At 60.5% G+C, this 19,429-nt stretch carries 18 protein-coding genes and 1 pseudogene; 10 read left to right on the forward strand and 9 right to left on the reverse strand.

Features of this window, described 5'->3' with window-relative positions; genetic code table 11:
* Window positions 1-152: 152 nt before the first annotated feature.
* Window positions 153-333, forward strand: a pseudogene (locus HII33_RS05700) (transposase); the annotation flags it as partial.
* Window positions 334-750: 417 nt separating this feature from the next.
* On the opposite strand, the gene HII33_RS05705 reads toward HII33_RS05700, so the two are convergent.
* From HII33_RS05705 to HII33_RS05720, 4 genes are read right to left on the reverse strand one after another with little or no spacing between them, the layout of a single operon-like run.
* Window positions 751-2,211, reverse strand: coding sequence for a UDP-glucose--hexose-1-phosphate uridylyltransferase (locus HII33_RS05705; protein WP_179394849.1), 1,461 nt, complete (start codon window positions 2,209-2,211; stop codon window positions 751-753).
* Window positions 2,208-3,203, reverse strand: a complete 996-nt coding sequence (galE, locus tag HII33_RS05710) for a UDP-glucose 4-epimerase GalE (RefSeq protein WP_179394850.1) — start codon at window positions 3,201-3,203, stop codon at window positions 2,208-2,210. Before galE ends, HII33_RS05705 begins: the two co-directional genes overlap by 4 nt.
* Before the next feature lie 29 nt (window positions 3,204-3,232).
* A complete protein-coding gene (locus tag HII33_RS05715; protein WP_179394851.1) occupies window positions 3,233-4,399 on the reverse strand; it encodes a galactokinase in 1,167 nt (388 codons plus the stop codon).
* Window positions 4,400-4,454: 55 nt separating this feature from the next.
* Window positions 4,455-5,453, reverse strand: a complete 999-nt coding sequence (locus HII33_RS05720; RefSeq protein WP_179394852.1) for a LacI family DNA-binding transcriptional regulator — start codon at window positions 5,451-5,453, stop codon at window positions 4,455-4,457.
* Window positions 5,454-5,624: 171 nt separating this feature from the next.
* Between HII33_RS05720 and HII33_RS05725 the strand changes: the two genes are divergently transcribed.
* Window positions 5,625-7,646: a hypothetical protein gene (locus HII33_RS05725; protein WP_179394853.1), complete on the forward strand. Its 2,022-nt coding sequence runs from the start codon at window positions 5,625-5,627 to the stop codon at window positions 7,644-7,646.
* A gap of 47 nt (window positions 7,647-7,693) precedes the next feature.
* Here HII33_RS05725 and HII33_RS05730 read toward each other — a convergent pair whose 3' ends face one another.
* Together HII33_RS05730 and HII33_RS05735 are read right to left on the reverse strand one after the other, a co-directional pair.
* Window positions 7,694-7,993, reverse strand: a complete 300-nt coding sequence (locus HII33_RS05730) for a hypothetical protein (protein ID WP_179394854.1) — start codon at window positions 7,991-7,993, stop codon at window positions 7,694-7,696.
* A 44-nt stretch (window positions 7,994-8,037) separates the two neighbouring features.
* Window positions 8,038-8,229 carry a hypothetical protein gene (locus tag HII33_RS05735; protein WP_179394855.1) on the reverse strand — a complete coding sequence of 64 codons (192 nt, stop codon included), beginning with the start codon at window positions 8,227-8,229 and terminating at the stop codon, window positions 8,038-8,040.
* A 133-nt stretch (window positions 8,230-8,362) separates the two neighbouring features.
* Here HII33_RS05735 and HII33_RS05740 point away from each other — a divergent pair, with 133 nt between their 5' ends.
* The 8 genes from HII33_RS05740 (at window position 8,363) to HII33_RS05775 (ending at window position 15,988) form a co-directional block, all read left to right on the forward strand.
* On the forward strand, window positions 8,363-9,274 hold the full coding sequence (locus tag HII33_RS05740; protein WP_179394856.1) for a metallophosphoesterase family protein: 912 nt from the start codon (window positions 8,363-8,365) through the stop codon (window positions 9,272-9,274).
* A gap of 97 nt (window positions 9,275-9,371) precedes the next feature.
* Entirely contained in the window at window positions 9,372-10,433 is a 1,062-nt protein-coding gene (locus tag HII33_RS05745; protein WP_179394857.1) for a hypothetical protein, read from the forward strand.
* A gap of 263 nt (window positions 10,434-10,696) precedes the next feature.
* On the forward strand, window positions 10,697-11,308 hold the full coding sequence (locus HII33_RS05750) for a WxL domain-containing protein (protein ID WP_179394858.1): 612 nt from the start codon (window positions 10,697-10,699) through the stop codon (window positions 11,306-11,308).
* Window positions 11,309-11,594: 286 nt separating this feature from the next.
* Window positions 11,595-12,212, forward strand: a complete 618-nt coding sequence (locus HII33_RS05755) for a WxL domain-containing protein (RefSeq protein ID WP_179394859.1) — start codon at window positions 11,595-11,597, stop codon at window positions 12,210-12,212.
* Window positions 12,213-12,305: 93 nt separating this feature from the next.
* Complete coding sequence (locus HII33_RS05760) at window positions 12,306-12,566, forward strand: LPXTG cell wall anchor domain-containing protein (RefSeq protein WP_179394860.1); 261 nt, start codon at window positions 12,306-12,308, stop codon at window positions 12,564-12,566.
* Between the two features lies 1 nt (window position 12,567).
* Window positions 12,568-13,755, forward strand: a complete 1,188-nt coding sequence (locus HII33_RS05765) for a hypothetical protein (protein WP_179394861.1) — start codon at window positions 12,568-12,570, stop codon at window positions 13,753-13,755.
* A 148-nt stretch (window positions 13,756-13,903) separates the two neighbouring features.
* Entirely contained in the window at window positions 13,904-14,947 is a 1,044-nt protein-coding gene (locus HII33_RS05770) for a DUF3324 domain-containing protein (protein WP_179394862.1), read from the forward strand.
* A 144-nt stretch (window positions 14,948-15,091) separates the two neighbouring features.
* A complete protein-coding gene (locus HII33_RS05775; RefSeq protein WP_179394863.1) occupies window positions 15,092-15,988 on the forward strand; it encodes a PfkB family carbohydrate kinase in 897 nt (298 codons plus the stop codon).
* A 205-nt stretch (window positions 15,989-16,193) separates the two neighbouring features.
* On the opposite strand, the gene HII33_RS05780 is transcribed toward HII33_RS05775, so the two are convergent.
* From HII33_RS05780 to HII33_RS05790, 3 genes are read right to left on the reverse strand one after another with little or no spacing between them, the layout of a single operon-like run.
* Window positions 16,194-16,832: a TetR/AcrR family transcriptional regulator gene (locus HII33_RS05780; protein WP_179394864.1), complete on the reverse strand. Its 639-nt coding sequence runs from the start codon at window positions 16,830-16,832 to the stop codon at window positions 16,194-16,196.
* 8 nt (window positions 16,833-16,840) lie between these two features.
* Window positions 16,841-18,460 carry an ABC transporter permease gene (locus HII33_RS05785; RefSeq protein WP_179394865.1) on the reverse strand — a complete coding sequence of 540 codons (1,620 nt, stop codon included), beginning with the start codon at window positions 18,458-18,460 and terminating at the stop codon, window positions 16,841-16,843.
* On the reverse strand, window positions 18,447-19,361 hold the full coding sequence (locus HII33_RS05790) for an ABC transporter ATP-binding protein (RefSeq protein WP_179394866.1): 915 nt from the start codon (window positions 19,359-19,361) through the stop codon (window positions 18,447-18,449). The genes HII33_RS05785 and HII33_RS05790 overlap by 14 nt, the downstream gene beginning before the upstream one ends.
* Between the last annotated feature and the right edge of the window lie 68 nt (window positions 19,362-19,429).

Below are 19,429 nucleotides of genomic sequence, written 5' to 3' on the forward strand. Positions count from 1 at the left end.
GCGGGTGGAGTCAATGAAGTTATACAAAAACTCTCCTTCTAGATTAGAGTGTAGGTGTTCAGGCCACACTGCATAATCGAGAAGAAGAGAAGAAATATATGGCAAACCAAGCAAACTCACTCGCTCACACGAAATAGAATTGCAAGTGCCACATTGTCTTGACCCCCAGAGTATAGGCGGAAGATGATTTATTATCAATATCGAAAGGACCTCATCGAATTCATCAAACAACTTTTTTCGTACAAGGACGTTAAGATCATTGAAGGGCATATGATGGCTGATCGCGTTCACCTACTCGTCGAAATCCCGCCAAAGATCGCAGTATCGTCTTTCGACTGCGCCAAGCGCGATCAGAGACCTGTTGGCCGTCGATCCGCCAGACTTCTCGACACCAGACCATGTGGCCTCGGCGGGCAGTGCGCAGCGGTCGGTGGCGCCGGTTCGGCCTCAAGACGATAAGAAGCCGCTGACCACTGCCGCTGTGCGGCCGCGAGCCGGTGTGACCAGTGATGCACCGAAGGCCACCCCGACCGCCGCGACGCCGCTCAGCGCGGCGATACCTGTCCGTGTGACGGCGGCGCCCTGACTGAGCCGCGATCGCCAAGCGCTGGCCGGTACCTGAGCAACTGGGTGTGTCCCCCCTTAAGGGCGACCGAAGCGGCGCGCGTGAGCCGGCGAATGGCTGCTAAAGGCAAACAGCGCTCCCCGAGCGAAAATCTCGGGGAGCGCTGTTTTGAATTGAGGCGCCGGTCACAGCGTCGCGCAGAACCGGTCGAACGCGGCTTGGCCGGTCGTGTCGCGCTTGAAGACGCCGGCGTCTTCGAGCACACGGCTGAAGACCTGGCCGACCGCCTGGTTCAGCAGGTCATCGGCGTTGGCGCGGGTCCATGCGTACTGCGCTGCCAGGGCCTCTGCCCACGGTCGGTGCGCGGCAGCCATTTCATTGGGTAGCCCGAGCAGGAACTTTTTGACCTCAGCGAGCTCGGTGCGCAGGCGCGCCGGTAGCACGGCGAGGCCCATCACTTCGATTAGACCGATGTTTTCCTTCTTGATGTGCTGCACGTCTTGGTGCGGGTGAAAAATGCCGTCGGGGTACGTCGCGCTGGTCTGGTTGTCGCGCAGGACCAAGTCGAGCTGGTACGCCCCGTCGACGCGGCGCACGATCGGGGTGACGGTGTGGTGCGGGGTACCGTCTGTCGTGGCCCGCACGTCCACGCTGGGATCGCTGTAGGTCGCCCAGGCTCGGCGGATGTGCTCGGCGGCGTCGGCTAGCTGCGCGCGGTCGGGACTAGTCAGGCGCAAGACGCTCATCGGCCAGCGGACGCGGCCAGCGGTCACCGCCGGATAGTCTGGCAGCGGCAGGGTCTTTTCGACCGGGGCGACGGCCATTGCGAAGGTGTGGCGACCGCCTTGGTAGTGCTCATGGGCGAGCATCGAGCCGCCGACGATCGGCAGATCGGCGTTGCTGCCGACGAAGTAGTCGGGGAACAGCGTGACGATATCGAGGAGGTTCGAGAACGTCTGACGGCTGATGTTCATCGGTGTGTGGCGGGCGTCCAGGAAGATCGCGTGCTCGTTGAAGTAGGCGTAAGGCGAATACTGGAAGCCCCAGGTCTCCCCGGCCAGGGTGAAGCGCACGATGCGGTGGTTCGCGCGCGCCGGGTGGTCGACTCGACCCCGGTAGCCCTCGTTGTCCATGCACAGCTGGCAGGTCGGGTAGCTGAAGCTGGTGGCCTTGGCCGCCGCGGCGATGTCTTTCGGGTCTTTCTCCGGCTTCGAGAGGTTGATGGTGATCTCAAGGTCGCCATAGTCCGTGTGCGCTGGGAACTTGAGGTTCTTGGCGATCGCGCGTGTCTGGATGTAGTTGTTGGCACGGCTGAGCGCGAAGAACCAGTCAGTCGCGGTCTGCGGGCTCAGCTGGTATTGGGCCCAAAACGTCGCGTTGACGGTGCTTGGGGCCGGGGTCGCCAGGGCCATCAGCTCGGCTTCGAGGATCGCGCGGGCAGAGCTGGCTGCCGGGCAGGTGCCGTTGGCGACGGCGGCCTCGACGAGCGCATCGAGGTTGTGGAGCGGATCTGGGGCGCCGGGCCAATCGGCGGCGGCGTCGCCGACCAGCGCGAGCACGCGGTTTTTCAAGTAGATGCGGTCGAGTGCCGTGTAGTCTGGATTGTGGCTGAGGATGTAATCGAGGTGGTGTTCTACGGCGGTCACAGCTTGTCACCGAATCCTTCTGGCTTGTGCTCGTGCCAATTCCAAGCGGTCGCGATGATCGCTTCGACGTCGTCGTACTGCGGCTGCCAGTTCAGGACCTTGCGCGCCTTGTCAGAGGCGGCGATCAGCGTGCTCGGGTCACCCGGGCGCCGCGGGCCGATGGTCGCCGGGATCGGCTGGCCGGTCACCTTGCGCGCTGCTTCGAGGATCTGCAGGTTCGAGAAGCCGGTGGCCGAGCCGAGGTTGAAGGCGTCGGAGTCGTGCCCAGCGCTCAGGTACTGCATCGCGAGAATGTGTGCGTCCGCTAGGTCGACGACGTGCACGTAATCGCGCACGTTGGTGCCATCCGGTGTTGGGTAGTCGTCCCCGAAGATCTGCAGCCCGTCGCGCGTGCCGGCGGCCACTTGCAGGATGATCGGGATCAGGTGAGTCTCGGGGTGGTGGTCTTCACCGATGCGACCATCGGGCATCGCGCCAGCGACGTTGAAGTAGCGCAAGGCGACGAACTTGATCCCATACGCGACGTCCGCCCAGTGCATGATCTTCTCCATCGCGAGCTTGGATTCCCCGTACGGGTTGGTCGGGATCTGCGGGTCGTCTTCCTTGATTGGGATCGACTGCGGCTCGCCATAGGTCGCAGCGGTGGAGGAGAAGACGATCTTGTTGATGCCGAATTCGTGCATCGCCTCCAGCAACGTGATCATGCCACCGGTGTTGTTGTCGAAGTACTTCAGCGGATCTTTCATCGACTCCGGCACGATGGAAAAAGCGGCGAAGTGGATGATCCCGTCGATCTTCTCCTGGCGGAACACTTGGCTCAAGAACTTGTAGTCACGGATATCCCCCTGATAAAACCGGGCTTTGGGGTCGACGGCCTTGCGGTGGCCGGTGATCAGATTATCGAGTACGACCACATCTTCACCGTGCTTGATCAGCTGGGCGACGGTGTGGGAGCCGATGTAGCCGGCCCCGCCGAGAACTGCGATTGTCATATGGATTGCTTCCTTTCGTCTGTTGCGCGTTAGTCTAACTGGCGCGGGCCGTCTGCGATCTCAGCGACGTAGAAGTCCGCCTTGTAGCCGATCGTGTCGAGGTAGGCCTGGCCGACCGCTTCGGTGAAGTCTGGGACCGCAGCCTTGTCGACCAAGGCGATCGCGCAGCCGCCGAAACCGGCGCCGGTCATGCGGGCGCCGAGGACCCCGGGCTGCTTCAACGCGTTGGTCACCAGGGTATCCAGCTCCACGCCGGTCACCTCGTAGTCATAGGCCAGTGAGACGCCAGAGGCGGAGACTAGGCGTCCGAACTGGTCGAGGTCGCCTGCCTTCAAGGCGTCAGCGGCCTTGAGCGTGCGCTGGTTTTCGAACACGGCGTGGCGTGCGCGCTTGATCAGCGTCTCGTCGTAGATCAAGTAGGTGGACTGGTCGAATTCATCGACGGTCAGGTCGCCCAAGGTCTTGATGTCAAGCTTGGTCTGGAGCCGGGCGAGGGCTTCTTCGCACTCGCTGCGGCGTTCGTTGTACTTGGAGTCGGCAAGTTCGCGGCGCTTGTTGGTGTTCATGATCACGACCACGTTGTTGCCCATGGCCAGCGGCAGGGACTCGTATTCCAGTGTGTTAGTGTCCAGCAGCGTGGCGCGGTTTTTCTGGCCCATGCCGATGGCGAATTGGTCCATGATCCCGGAGTTGACGCCGATGTAGTGGTTCTCGACTTTTTGCCCGTCCTTGATCAGGTCCAGCATCGTCGCGTCCAGCCCGTAGGTGTCCTTGAGGATGATCCCGGTCAACAGCTCCAGGGACGCCGACGAAGACAGCCCCGAGGCATTCGGCAGGTTGCCTTCGATGTAGACGTCGAGCCCGGTCGCATAAGTCGCGCCGGCGGCTTGCAGGACTTGCGCCATGCCCTTGAAGTAATCGGTCCAGGCGCCGTCCTTAGCGGTGGTCAGCTCAGCCAGCGGGATCTCCTTGGTCCCGGCGTCCGGGAAGTTGGCGGAGAACAGGCGGAAGGCAGCGGCGTCGTTCGGTGCGACGGCCGCGTAGGTGCCAAGGCTGATCGCGCACGGGAAGACGTGGCCGCCGTTGTAGTCGGTGTGCTCGCCGATCAGGTTGATCCGGCCCGGGGCGAAGTAGGTGTGGGTGGCCGCGGTGCCGAAGACCTCACTGAAGCCGGTGCGCAGTGCTTGTGTATCCATATCAAAAATCCTCCTTATAGTGAGTTGCCTGGATGGCGTTAAGACACAAGGTGAGTCAGTGACTGCTGTCGCGCAGGACCAGTTCGCTGGCGAGCGTCAGACGCGTCGGCGTCGTCGCCAATCCGTCGAGTTGATCCTTGAGCAGGCGAGCGGCGCTCATGCCCATCATCTGGGTGGCGACGCGCACGGTGCTCAGGCTGGGGTTCAAGAAGCGCCCGACGGCCAGATCGTTGAAGCCGATCACGCTGACGCGCGCCGGCACGGCGATGTGGTGCTCCTGCAGCGCTTTGATCGCTCCGATCGCCATCGCGTCGCTCGCGACGAAAAACGCACTGGGCAACGCGTCTTGATGCGTCTCGATGATGCGCGTCATGGTCTCGTAACCACCTTCGATGGTGAACTGACCGTGGAAGATCAGCGTTTCATCTAGCGTTGCGCGGCTGCGCATCGCCTGCTTGAAGGCGATCAGGCGCTGGTCTTCCAGCGGGAGCCCGTCGCTTGTTGCCTCGTCGCCGGTGATCATTGCAATGTGGCGGTGGCCGGTGGCGAGAAAGTGTGCGACGATCTTGTCGACGGGGTCCCCGAAGCTGGTGGTCACACAGCTGATCGATTGCGCTAAGGTGTCTTGGTCGACGATCACCAGCGGCTTGTTCAGCGCCTGGAAGGCAGCGAGCTGATCGGGGGAGTACTTGCCCAGCGCGATCAGACCGGCGAGTTCGCCGGCCGGGGGCAGCGTCTCATTAGAGAAGACGCGGGCGATCGTGAAGTCGTCGGCTTGCAGCTGAGTCTCGGTGCCCCAGCGGATCGCGCGGTAGTACAGGTCATTGGTCTCGGCGACCTCCGAGTACCATTGCACCAGCGCGATGGTGCCAGCGCTGTTCGGGTTGCGGTGTTGGTGTTTGGTGTAGTTCAGGGCCTCCGCCGCGGCAAAAATACGCTGGCGCGTCTCCGGACTGACTTGCAGTGACGTGTCGGCGTTCAGGACGCGCGAGACGGTGGCGCTACTGACATGCGCGGCTTCTGCGATATCTTTGAGGGTCGCGATGAGTCTCATCTCCCTTTCGGCTTACTGACTGTATTTTACTAAAAACTGGTAAAAAAGTGAACAACAAATTCACCGGCGGGCTTCTTTTTGGCGGGGGCTATGCTACAATGTAACCGGTTGAAGGCGAAGACCGCCGCAACTGTTGGTTTTTAGTAAAGTCAAACAACTGGAGGAGATCCAATGTTCAAGTATTCCCTGCGCTACACGCTCGACCCGCGGACGAACACGCCGGCTAAGGATGCGCGCCTCTTCGCCTTTGTGAAGCAGGCCCATGTGGACAACGTCGCGTTTTTCATCAACCCCGAGGAGCTGAACGCGAGTCACTTGACCGCGGCGCAGACCCAGGTGTGGTTGGATGCGATCCGACCGCTGGCCGACCACCTGGCGACGCTGGGGGTGACCACTAGCCTGAACCCGTGGACCACCATCATGCACAGTGACCGCGGGCAGGTGGTCGATCCGTCGATCGGCTTCCAGACGCTCGTCGATATTCACGGGAAGCAGGCGACCTCGATCGCCTGCCCGGCCGACCCGGTCTGGCGTGACTACTTGGCGGCGCGTTACGCCCAGTACGCGACGCTGCACCCAGAAGAACTGTGGCTCGAAGACGACTTTCGCCACTACAACCACACCCCGCTGAAAATGGGGTGCTTCTGCGACCGACACATGGCGCTGTACCAGGCGCGGCTCGGGCGTCAGATCAGTCGGGAAGACTTCGTCAAGGCGATGGTCGCACCAGGAGCGCCAAGCGCTGAGCGCCAGGTCTACCTCGACGTTGCGCGCGAGGAGATGAAGGTCACCGTCCACCAGATCGAACAAGCGGTGCACGCAGTATCACCGGAGACCAACCTGGCGCAGATGACCTCCTTCCCGAACTGGCACGCGATCGAAGGCCGCGACTGGGCGGGGCTGTTCGACAACCTGCGCGGGGCAGGGCACCCACGGGTCGCCCGGCCACACCTACCGGCGTACAACGAGATCGCGCCGCTGAAGTACGCGCGCGTTTTTGAAGACTACACGCGCACGACAGCGGCCTACCTCGGCGACGACGCGATCTTGTTGCCGGAGCTTGAGAACTATATGTACTCACCATTCGTCAAGTCCGTGGCGTTCACTCAGTTTCAGATCGAGACCGCCGCACTGGTTGGCGCCAGCGGCATCTTACTGAACCTCTTTGACATGATCGGCAACGGGATCGACGACGATTATCACTACGCGGAGATGCTGGCGGCCAGTCGCCCGTTCCTCGATGCGATCACCGAGCGGCGGTTGCAGATGAGCCAGACCCGGGGGATCCAGGTGCTGGTCGACCAAGACTCCAGCTACACGCTGCACACCCAAGGCGGGACGGATCCGGAGGCGCTGTTGCCGCACGAGACGCACTGGGCGGCACTCCTGGGCACCTTTGGCTTCTCGACCACCATCACCCCGGTGCAGCCCGACAGCCGCTTCCAAGGGGCGCGGTTGGCGATCAGCGGCCAGCTGCTGCGCAACTTCAGCGATGACGCGATCCGCCAACTCTTGCACGATAACGTGGTCTTGCTAGACGGGGAGTCCGTCCAGGTGCTGATCGACCGTGGCTTGCAGGCGCTCCTGCACATCACCGATAGTCAGTGGCACCGCGTGCGCACGGCTTACCAGTCGTATGAGGCGGCGGACGGCCATACGGTCGAAGGCATCGACGCCCCGCGCGTCACGATGTTGCAGCATACCGGCGACTACCTGCAGCTTGACTACGCCACTGACGCCGACGTAGCAATCTGGAGCCACGCCTACAACGCGCAGTCCGAACGGCTGGGCAACGTAATGGCGGTGATCGACCACCGCATCGTCGTGATGCCAATGGATCAAGATCCTAAGTACGGCTGGGAGTCGCAGTACGTTGGCTTCAAGCAGGGGCTCTATCAGCAGATCCTCGCGGCGCTCACCGAGGTCGACTACCTCGTGGGGATGCCGAACACCAAGTTGGTCGTGACCACCCAACACGACCTGACGCTGTGGGCGGCCAACTTCACGCTGGATGACTACGCGCAGATCACGTGGCATCCCGCTGAGCCATTGGCTGCGACCACGGCGACCGTGATCAGTCGCCGTGGCGACCAAGTCGTCACCGAGCGCGTCACCTTGGCGCACGACGGCGAGCAGGTGATCATCCCGGTCGCCTTGCCACACCTGGCGATGGTCCAGGTCCGCTTCGACTGAATCGATGGCATCAAAAAAGTTTCCCGTCAGTTGACGAGAAACTTTTTTTAACCCTGAAATAACAAGTTGTTGGCGCCGGAGTAGCTCAGGTAATACAGGAACAGCAAGATGGCGTTGCCGATCAGCGAGAGCACGATCAGCGCGTACCGCAGGGTGAAGTTGTGCGTCCAGGTATCAAAATTGAACCACCCCAGCCGCTTGCCTTTGTAGCCGAACGTCATGATCAGCAGGATCAGCGCCAGGGCGCCTTGACCGATCAGTCCGAATAGGGTCGCCGGACCGCCAGTCGGTTGCAGTCGATACAGCCCGAAGGCCGCCGCGTCGAGTAGAAGCGCGAGTAATGGCATCGAATTCTCCTCTCTTGACAAGTGATGTCGTGATTATAGCACAGTCAGACGAAGAAGGCAGAGATGCCGACGACGAGAAACAGGATCCCGATCAGTAAGCCGAACCACAGCCCCAGTGGCATGAAGGCGTTCGTGGTGCGTACCTGGCCGCTCACGATGTGTCGGGTGCTACGGACGGCCATCCAGATCTGAAACCCAGCTAACAGACAAAACGCGCTACCGACTAGAATATTCATGATTGCTCCCCTCCATAGCTTCATCATAGCGGCTGCTAGCCCAGGAACATCCGCCTCAAGACTGATTTGACGATTGGGACTGCCGTTTGATTGTGAAACTTGCTACAATATAGTCGACAAGGAGGTGCGTGAGATGACAGCAGGCGTGACCGTCCCGGAGCCGACGGGGCATATCTGGCAGTGGGCACAGACGCCACCGGCGCGTAGCGTCCAGGTGACTGCGCAGCTTACGGCTTGCGACGTGCCGACCCCGATCGCCGGTGAGCTGAACCTCAAGGCCGTGGTCTCAGCGGCCGGCGCGCCGCGCATCGTCAATTATATGCGCTATGGGCTCTTCATCGACCGGCGCACGGCGACCGTGGCCGGGCAACCGCTGACCTTGACCGGTGAACAGGCGCTGATCGTCGTAATGAAGCACCCGAGTATCATGCTGCCGTCGATACTGGAGGAGACTTACGCCCGGTTGATCGAATTCGCTCCGCGTCAGTATGCTGCGCTGCTGTGCGTCAACGTCGTGCCGGTCGTCACCGGCAATGCGCGCTACCTGCGCGCTGGGGTGTTGCGCGATGAAGCAGCGGTGTACGGCCGGCAGAACTGGCAGCGGCGGCTGGTGGACGGTACGTTGACGCCGCTGACCCAGCGGCAGCTGAACGCCTATGATCGTGTCAACGCCGTGCGCGTCAACCGTACGGCGGGGGCACATCCGCTCCCGTCGATCAGTAACCTGGCGTTCATCGCGCACTTGCTGGCGACACATCCCGATGCCGACGTGCTGCTGGCGACCGGCAACCTGCGCGGCGCGGTTGCGGGTGCCGATCAGCAGATCGCCCAAGCGTACAGCCACCTGTTACAAGCACTGGCGCCGCTGGGGGCGGCTGGTCGCTTGCTGACCCTGGGAGTCACGGCGGACGGCCAGTTCGGCCGCAGTCCGCGGCCCCAGAATCCGCGTGATGATCTGCCGCGTCAAGCAGGCGCCTGGACGCTACAGCCCGTTGCGGTGAGCACCTGTGGGCACCACCAATCGCTCACCCGTTCAACGAATTAATTGTGCACACGCTATTGTTTTAGTCGGTGAAAAAGGGTAATCTATCTTATAAATAAAACTATTTTTGAGACAAAACGCATTCAAAGGGGAGGATGCTATGAAACTCGCACGTTGGTTGACCGGCGCGGTGGCGATTGTGGCGGCGACTATCCTGGTGGCCTGCCAGGACCGTTCAGCCCATGTTTCGGCGCTGAAGGACTTTACGACCAGCACCAGTGACCTGACCCACGCCGATTTTTATCAAGCACCGGACAGTAACCTGGCGACCGCGTTGCTCAACCGCGCCGAACACGCGAAGACCCAACTGGATCGCGTGCAACAGACGCTGTCGGCTGACCAACAAGCTGAATACGCGGCGGCCAGTGACAAGCTGGACGCAGCCAAGCTACTGCTGGCTGCGGACACTGAGATCAAGCACGTCCTCGGCGATGACGCGGTGATCCAGGATGCGACCTACTCCGATCAGGCGCTGCGCACGACGCTGGCGAAGCTCAAGCGCAGCCAGCCGAAGTACGCCCAGACCCTGGCGCCGCGGGTCAAACTGATCGACGGCCAGGTCGCGGCGTTGCAGGCACTGCACGCCGCCAAGGCCGAACCGACCAACGCCGCCAAGCGCGCCAAGGCTGAAGCGGCGATCCGCGCCGTGCAGACCCCGGGCTTCCAGGCCCTCTACCTGCCGCAAGTCGCAGCCCTCGCACCGCAGCGCCCGCAGACCGGGACCACCGGTGATGCTGCGGGCACGTCTGAGACATCAAGTGCGAGCACGTCGACTGCGACCAGTGAGGCGCCTGATACCGCGACGTCTGCCGCGTCGTCAGATCAGGCCCCGGCAGCTGACCAGCCGATGACCGCGCCTGTCAAGCCGGCCCCGGCGGCTGACGACACGACCAGTGCGCCGGACAGCGATGCGGCCGCGGATAAGCCTGACACGACCGAGCCGGCTGCAACGTCATCGTCCACGACGAAAGACCCTGCGTCCGCGAACGACCCGGTCAGTGAGGATCCGGTCGTCAACGGCCCTTATGACACGATGGATGCGGCGATTGCCGCAATGAAGGCCGCGCAAGGCGATTCTGGCCGCCCAGCGACTGCCTACTCGTTCACCGCGCCGGATGGGTCGCTACACTACACCTGGAAGTGGCTCGATACCGATAACTGAGATGAATTGACGCCCGACGGCGAGTTGGGCGTCTTTTTTTGTACTGCTTACAGCCATAGGCACTGAGGATGACCGAGAGGAATCGCTGTGAGGCCCGGGACCAAGGCGCTTTGGTTGCAGTCAGATGCGTTGATATGATATACGAAAATAGTTATAAAAAATATCATTTTTAGATGCTTATTGGTTGCGCACGGAAAACGCATCCCGTTATCATTAACTTTGTTAGTTAATTGTTGCACAAAATTTTAGGAGGTTTTTTGTCTATGAAGAAGGGTCTACTCGCATCACTTTTAGTTATCCCGACCGTTGCAATGAGCATGGGGACCGGGGTTGGCGTCTCGGCGGACGTTGAGACACCTGACCTCAAAGAAACTGCGCTTTCTAAGACTGAGATCAACGTAAATTCTGACTCGCTATCTCTGACAGAAGTGCCCACCTTTACATTTAGAGATGTGTCAGTTAAGGAATTGGTCACCAATCTAACAACGGTTGTAAAACTGGCCGGTCAGGAAGACCAGATGGTTCGTGTGGAGGATTTCCGAGGTGATAGTCGAAGCTGGAAGCTGACTGCGGATGTCAGTTCGATCGTTAACCGGGAAGGTCACCAGTTACACGGACAGATGAACCTTAAGCTTAAACGGGCTAATGCGACTGACGATTGGGGGGAAGGTCAACTGACGGGTGGTGCAATCATCCCTATCGGCAGGGGGGTATCTGCAGACGTTCTTGACCCAGGCAAAAACGGGTTTTCTGGGGCGGGAAAAAATTACTATACCGTTACTGAAACAACGTTAGATGTTGCTGGTCGTCGTGATATTCAGGCGGGTAAGTATTCGGGCCGGGTAACCTGGACGCTGTCCTCTGTGCCTTTCTAATTCGTTAATTTCATAGACTTGGAACTCTTTAACCAATGGCGTGAGGCCATTGGTTTTTTAATTGATTCACTAGGCTTTCTTTGCATAATTAACCGATTTAAATTATTTCAAAAACTAATATTCAGCATATGTATCACTTGCATTTGTTTAGATAAGTGTGTTATAGAAAATAAATTATAAAAAATATTGGTTTTTTGATACCTCCGAGTTGCGCCGCTGAAGATCATCTCGTTATGATTATATTTGTAAGTTAGTTGTCACTCACAATCTTAGGAGGTTTTTGTTTATGAAGAAGGGTTTAGTTGCCGCTCTGTTAGTTCTTCCTACCGTTGCGATGAGCATGGGTGCCGGTGTTGGGGTATCGGCAGACGAAGCTGACGCGCCAGCTCGTCCGATCGTTAAGCAGACGAATGCATCTGTTGAGATCAAAGGCGGCACGTTGCAATTAAAGGCTGTTCCGAATCTGAGCTTCAACAAGGTGACGGTCGAAGACATCTTGACCTCACGCCAAGGTTACGTTGATTCTCGCCTGTCAGATAAGAGCCAAAAGACGATCGTACTGTCCGACTTCCGTGGCGATTCCAACGGCTGGGAACTGTCCGCCAAGTTGAGCGAGCTGACCAGCCGCAACCGCGGGAAGACAAATAAGCTGAACAAGGTTCAGATGATGCTGGCGTTGCGTCGTGATGGAAATAGCAGTATGCCACTGCAGGCTGGGGCCCACACATGGCTGGATGCGGGCGGTGCGAGCCAGACGCTGCTTAACACCGATCACCGGCACCCAGGTGCAGGGGTCGGCCGATACACCCTGAACCCAGCGGACCTGCGCATTGAACGCCAACATGACGTTCAGGCCGGTACCTATACCGGGACCGTGACCTGGATGCTGGCGTCCACCCGCTGATAATCTACCCTACAAATACAGTCACAGCCTTGACTGTGAGCCGGTGGCATGGTGCCACCGGCTCTTTATTTGAGAGACGAAGGAGGGAATGCAATGCGATTGAAAATGCCCTTAGCCCTGTTCACGGTCATCGCTGCTGCGCTCATGCTAGTGGCCGGTCGACCAGTGTCAGCGGCGGAGCAGGTTACAACTAGCAATGGCGTTGGGATCGTGATCACGAATAAGCGACCACCCAAAGAGAAGACGGCGCTACCGCTGTCAGGCGAGACGTCCAGCATTGGCGTTGCGGCAGCCGGAATCGCGCTCATCGGCCTAATTTCTGGTGTGTCACGTGCTAAAGGAAAGAAGGGATGATATGCGACACAACAAACTGATGTCCGTTGTGACCTTGGCGTGTGCGCTGGCCATCCCGCTGTCGGCCGTTCACACTGTTCTAGCCGTTGAAGCACCGGCCCCGGTGACGACTGAGGGCACTGATACCCCCGACGCCGCGCCGGTGGCTGATGCCGCCGCGGAGACGCCGGTGGGCGAAGCGGCCCCAGTGACCCCTGAAGAAACGCCAGAGGTGGCTGTTCCTGAAGGCGAGGCGGAGACGATCGTGGTCGAAGCAGAAGACGAAGTGGTCGCAGAGACACCTGAGGCGCCGACGAGCCCAGTCGTGACGCTGCCAGCAGCAGTCGAGACCCCGTCTGTTGAGGCCGACAAGCCGCAGACCGATCACTGGGCCGCAAGCGTTGCAGCGACCGCTCACCACGGGACGATCGCACAGACGGGCGATCAGCTTAAGCCCAACGCGGTGGTTCGGGTGAACGATACCTTGGTCCTGCGCTACAAGATCGTCTATGAAGGCAAAGGTCAGTGGCGCGGGGTGAAGGCGGACTTCGCGGTGCCGAAGAACTACCAACTGGCCAACGTCAATAACCGGATCACGTTGCGGATCGGTGGGCGAACGACCACGATCGAGAATCGTCAGACCAATACACTGACCAAGGTAGCAGTCGGTGACTTGGACGCGAAGAAGACCAAGTCGATCACCGTGGACGTGCCCGTGGTGGCCAAAGGCACGACTGCGAACCAGGCGGCAGCCACTGCCCGTTTCTATGGCGCGGCCCATGAGCGCAAGGCGACGCTAGCGTTGCCGAAGCCTAAGGCCCATGAGTACGCGCTGCAGGCAGCGCCAAACTTCACTTTCGGCAGTACGACGGTTGAAGCCATCGCAACGCGGCAGACCACGGTGTACGGGCGTGCGGATTCCGCGCTGACGGTGCTTAACACGGATAAGGCTAAGGTTGCGCGGGTGACCGCTCGACTGAGCAGTTTTGACCTCGGGGCCGGCTACCGGCCGGGTGGTGTGACCCTGAAGTTCAGAGCCGGGGGCCAGTGGGTCAGTCTGCAGGATAACAACACGACGACCACAGTGATGGCCGACATGAACGGTCACCAGCGTGTGACTGAAAGTCAGCTCGTGATCGATCAATTCGACCTTGTCAGTGCCGGTCAAAAATCGGCGACGATCACATGGGAGATGTCGAATACGCGCTAAATCAAGCGAGTTGAAGGCGGGGATGACCCCGTCTTTTTCTGTGTGCTTAAGGGTCGAAAGTTGCACCGACAAGGGCCACCTTTATACAATTAAAATAGTTAATATAATTAATTTCTGTATACAGGCCAGAAGTCAGGAGATGTCATCTATGAAAATACTGCGATTCGTGCTGGGGTTTCTCGCGTTGATGCTGGGGCTCAGCTTGACCCATCATCAGTTGGTCCGGGCGGAGGGGGCTGGCTTCTCGGTTGCCCCGCTGATCGGGTCGGATCAGCTCAACACGGTGACCGATTACTTCAACCTGGTCGCGACGCCGGGCCGCGCGCGTGATCTGCAGGTGCAGATCGACAACACCAGTGACCAGGCCAAGACATTCACAGTCACTCTGACGAATGCCGCCAGCCAGGCGAACGGGGAGATCGGCTACGAGCCGGGCACTAAGTTGGACGCCTCGCTGAAGCAGCCGCTGAGCAGCCTCAGCAGCAAGCCGGAGCAAGAGGTCAAGGTCCCGGCAGGGCAGAGTCAGATCGTGACGATCCCGCTGCAGATCCCAGCCGGTGGCTTCACCGGGGTCAAACTCGGCGGGATCTACGTCCTCGATCAGTCGGTCAGTGCGGCAGAATCTGGTGACAGCGGGATCAGCCTGAATAACCAGTTCGCCATGATCATCGGGGTGCAGCTGCAGACGGATGAGAACGCAGTCGTGACGACCAAGCCGGATCTGAGGCTCGGACAGGTCTCCGCCGGGACGATCGACAGCAGTGGTGGGGTGATCGTGAACCTGCGCAACGTGGCGCCGATCTTCGTGGACGGGATGACGGCGACGGTCAAGGTGACACGCAAAGGTGACGAGAAGCCGACGCTTACACGAACGGTCAAGGATTGGTCGATGGCGCCGAACTCGTCCTTGCCACTGACAGTGAACACGACCAAGGAACTCAAAGCGGAGGACTACGACGTGACGGTGGTCGCCAAGGCCGGCGGCAAGACCTGGAACTTCACGGAGTCGTTCTCGATCAAAGCGAAGGAAGCCGCGAAGGTCAACAAGGCACTCGGCCTGACCCCGACGCCTGCACCACCGTCGACATGGATCTGGTATCTGGTCGGCGGGCTGGGTGCTGTGATCGTCCTGCTGGTCGGCGGGATGATCTGGTGGTGGCGGCGGAACCGGACACCGGCCGCGACGGCGTGAGTGACGTATGACCCAAGGCCCGATCGATCGCCGATCGGGCCTTTGCGTTACTGGGGGTGAAATCGGCCAGTGGTCTAGACTTTCGCCCACCAAATGCGGTACAACTAACTGTAAGACAATTTACAGGAGGATATCAATTTTCTCATGACTAAAACCCTGATCTTCGGCACGGCACTGGTCGACGCCCTGATGAACGTGCCAAGCGTTCCGGGCAGCGGCGGCAATTCGCTGGGCGATTTTCTCGAGTACCAAGTCGGTGGCTGCGCGATCAACGCCTATTGCGGTATGCGCTACGCTGGGGCGCAGGCGGACTTGTTCGTGCCGGTCGGCCACGGGGCGAACGCGGATCGGATCGCGGCACACATCCGCAAGATCGGTGAGACGCCGCGTGTGATCCCGGGGACGGCCGATAACGGTTGGACGGTCGCGATGATCGAGCCGAACGGTGAGCGGACGTTCATCGTGCTGCCGGGGATGGAGCAGCTGATGCGCGCCGATTGGATGACGCATCTGGATTTTAGCAGCTACGACCTGCTCTACCTCAGCGGCTTCCAGCTGTCTAACCCGCTAGTCGCGCAGGACGTCTTGACGGTGTACGACCGGCGTCGGCCTGGCGCCACGGTCCTGTTCGACGTTGCGGCGCGGATCGAGACGGTCGACCAGGAGATCCTGATGGCGCTCTTGAAGTCGGGCGTGATGGTGCACTGTAACGAGGTCGAGTTGCCGCAGGTCGCACGTGGTGAGACCTTTGCCGAACGGGTGGCTTACCTGCACGCGTTGACCCACCAGCCGGTGGTCGTCACGCTTGGGGCACGCGGCACGTACTACTACGCCAGCGAGGCCGACCAGGGCATCGTCCCTGGCGAAGCCGTCAAGGTCGTCAACACGGTCGGTGCCGGTGATTCACACTGCGGGGGGATGCTGGCCGGACTCAGCAAGGGCCTGTCGCTGCGCGATTCGATCAGCCTGGCGAACCACTTGGCGGCGAAGGTCTGCATGATGCAGGCGAACATGCTCCCGATCTCTGCGGGCCGGCGTTAGGCGGGTCGTACGCGTAAGCTCAATTAATAACAGCAAGGGGCTGTGCCATAACGCGGTTTTAGCCCAGAGTATAAGAGCGATCCCCTGCAAAACCCGAACTTAGGTTTTGCGGGGGATCGCTCTTATACGGCTAGGGCGTTGCGTTATGGCACGTAACGTTCTGGAATAGTCGTGCCACCAGAGGTTATGGTACAGCGCCTTGCTGTTATTTCAGGAAGCCGTGTTCCAAGATGTCCATGTAGGTCATGACATTGGCGATCACGGGTTCAAATTCGTCGATCTTCATGTTCGGGTTGCGCTGCAGCATCGCCTTGCTCTGCTCCCCGATCAGATTGGTCATCGCCATCACAAGGGTGGCGACGTCGGTCGGGTCGATCCCGTCGCGCAGTGGTAGGCGGGCGAGGACGGGGCCAATCATGTCCGGGACGTTGGTCGACAGCAGGCGCTGCCAGATCGCCTGCACCTTGCCGCGCAAGCCCTCCGGCAGGTTGCCGGACTCCGCGTAGGCCGCCATGGCGAGTGTGAACTCTTCCGGGTAAGTCAGCTGGAGCTGGAGCTTATAGCGCGTCGCCCGGGCGACCATCTCCCGCAGGTCAGTCGAGTCCTGCCAGACACTGAGATCGGCGACGGCCATGATCTTGTCGAAAGTGGCCTGAACGGTCTGTAGGTAGAGGTTGGCCTTCGAGCCGAAGTAGTGGAATACGAGCCCCTTGGAGACGTCCGCCGCGGCTGCAATGTCGTCGGTCTTGGCGTCGCGGTAGCCGTGCGTCGCGAATTCATGTTGGCTGGCGGCGAGGATGCGCGCCTGTTTCTCCGGGTCGATCGGTTGTCTGGTTCTTGGCATGTTGTCACCTAGTTTTCTAATAAGTCACGTCTAGCATACGCCAGGTAGCCGGCGATGAGCAAGGCGAGGCCCAGAGCCGTCATCCAGGCGGCCGGCCCCCACTGGACCTGACGCAGTGGGACGTTGTTGACCCAGCCATATGGCGTCAGCTGCTGTGCCCACTTCGGGAAGTCCATCAGGCTGCCCAGGTACAGGGAGAAAAATCCGTAGGCGGGCAAGGCCCACGCGAGGTTTTGCCACTTCGGTAACAGGCCGACGAGTAGGGCGGCAACGCCGAATGTTGCGATCAGCGCCGGGGCGTACCCCCAAAAGGCGCGCATGAAGCGGGCCAGGCTCGGCATGTCTGCGCCCATCGAGGCCGCACCGGCGGCGGTCATGCCGAGGACGGCGAGCGCGAATGCAATGATGGCGCAGACGAGCCCGAAGCCGGCGACGCTGAAGTACAGCCGGGCGCGGGAGACGCTGCGAGCGTGGAGTTGCTCGAAGTAGCCGTGCCGCTCGTCGCGGTTGAGCCGAAACAGGGTGATCAGCCCAGGGATGGTGGCGAGGATCACGAAGATGATCGCCAGTTTGTTGGCAAAGGATAAGACGATCGCCCGGTTCGCCAGGCGAAGCCCGGTGGTCCCGATCAGCTTGGCCATGGTCGGATTGGAGGCCATCAGATCACCGGCGGTCCCGAAGATCGAACCATAGGTCGCACCAAGGATGAATAGCGACACCAGCCAGATGATCGTACTGGTGCGCTCCAGACGTGCGACCAACGCCAGTGGCCCGCGCAGGAAGGCGCTTGCCGTCCGGCGGCCGTTGCGCTGCGGGAGCAGCCCAGCGCCGAGGTCGCGCGTTGTCCCCAACCACAGCGCAACCCCGCCGACAAGGGCGGTCAGCGCCAGCATCAGGCCGACTGGGGCCCAATTGTTGCCATCGTAGATCTCGAGTTTTTCGATCCAGCCGTAGATGGTCCACCAGGTCAGGTCAGGGTCCTGGATGTCCGTCCCCATGCGGGCGATGAACAGTAACCCGAGCCAGCTGTAGCTGATGATCGTCGCACCGCGGCCGGATTCAGCGATCTGGGCGGCGAGCAGGGTGAAGGCCCCGAACATCAGACCAAACGCGGCCAGCCCTAGCCCGAACAACCAGTTCCCGGCGATATCGGTGCCGGACATGCCGGATGCTTGCAGGCCGAGTGCCTCAAGCACACCAGCCCCGAGGTTGATCACGATCAGTTCCAGGACTGCGGCGCTCAGGCTCGCGCTGCGCCCGACGGCGTGCGCGCGGATCAGCTCTGCGACGCCGGAGTCTTCTTCCGCGCGGGTCGCGTGCACGGCGAAGTAGATGTTCATCATCGCGACGAACAGCCCCATGAACACCATCATCTCAGCGGCGTACACGTTCGCGACCGTGTAAGGCTTGCTGGCGGTGAACGGGCCGAGCAACGAGACCATCGCGGGCGTCTTCAACGTCTCGACGATGGTGGCCATGGTCTTGGGGGTGCCGTACAGCGTATCGAATTTGGCCGCCGCACCGGCCATCAAGCCGGCGAGCCCGATCAGCCACAGGGTGATCTTCAACCAATCCCGGCGCAGGGCTGACCGGAGCAAGAAGCCGGCTTTCGTGTTAGTGTTGCGCATCCGCTTCCCCGCCTTCCTGATTGTAATAGCGCAGGAACAGGTCCTCCAGCGTCGGTGGGGTGCTCTGCAGGGCGGTGATGCCCAGCGGCGCGAGCGCCGACATCACGCTGCCGAGCGCCTCGGAGTCAACGGCAAAGGTCGCCTTGTGCGCGTCGGGAGCATCGAAGTGATGGACCGCGGGCAGCGACTGGATCGAAGCCAGCGGCAGGGTGGTCGTGACGGTCACCTGGGTGCGGGAGAGCTGGCGCATGTCGTCCAGTGTCCCGGTCTCGATGATCCGACCATCGCGGATGATCCCGATCCGATCACACATCCGTTCGACTTCGCTCAAGATATGGCTGGACAGCAGGACACTTTTGCCTGCGGCCTTGAGCGCAAGGACTTCTTGCTGAAAGACTTCTTCCATCAGCGGGTCAAGGCCGCTGGTCGGCTCGTCGAAGATGTACAGCTCGGCGTCGGTCGAAAACGCGGCGATCAGCGCGACTTTTTGCCGGTTGCCTTTGGAGTAGGTGCGGGCCTTCTTGCGCGGATCGAGGTCGAACTTCTGGATCAGCGCATCGGTGCGGGCCGTGTGGGCCTGGTCGTTCAGGCGCAGGAACAAGTCGATCACCTCGCCACCGCTGAGGTTCGGCCACAGGTAGACATCTCCGGGCACATAGGCGAGGCGCTTGTGGATCGCAACGGCGTCGGTCCAGACGTCTTGACCGAAGATCGTTGCCCGCCCGCCGGATTTTTGGAGGATGCCAAGCAGGGTACGGATCGTCGTCGACTTCCCGGCGCCGTTGGGCCCGATGAAGCCGAATACCTCACCGGGATTGACCGTGAGGGTAATGTCTTTGAGGGCCTTGAATGAGCCAAAATTCTTCTGAAGCTGATCGATCACAACGACGGGTTGTGTCATAAGGATGCCTCCAATGGGCGCGTCTGGCGCCGGTGATTTGATTACGGCTAGAGTGTACGCCCTGTTGT

It is taken from the genome of Lacticaseibacillus absianus (assembly GCF_013407595.1).
In the GTDB taxonomy this organism is placed as follows: Bacteria; Bacillota; Bacilli; order Lactobacillales; family Lactobacillaceae; genus Lacticaseibacillus; species Lacticaseibacillus absianus.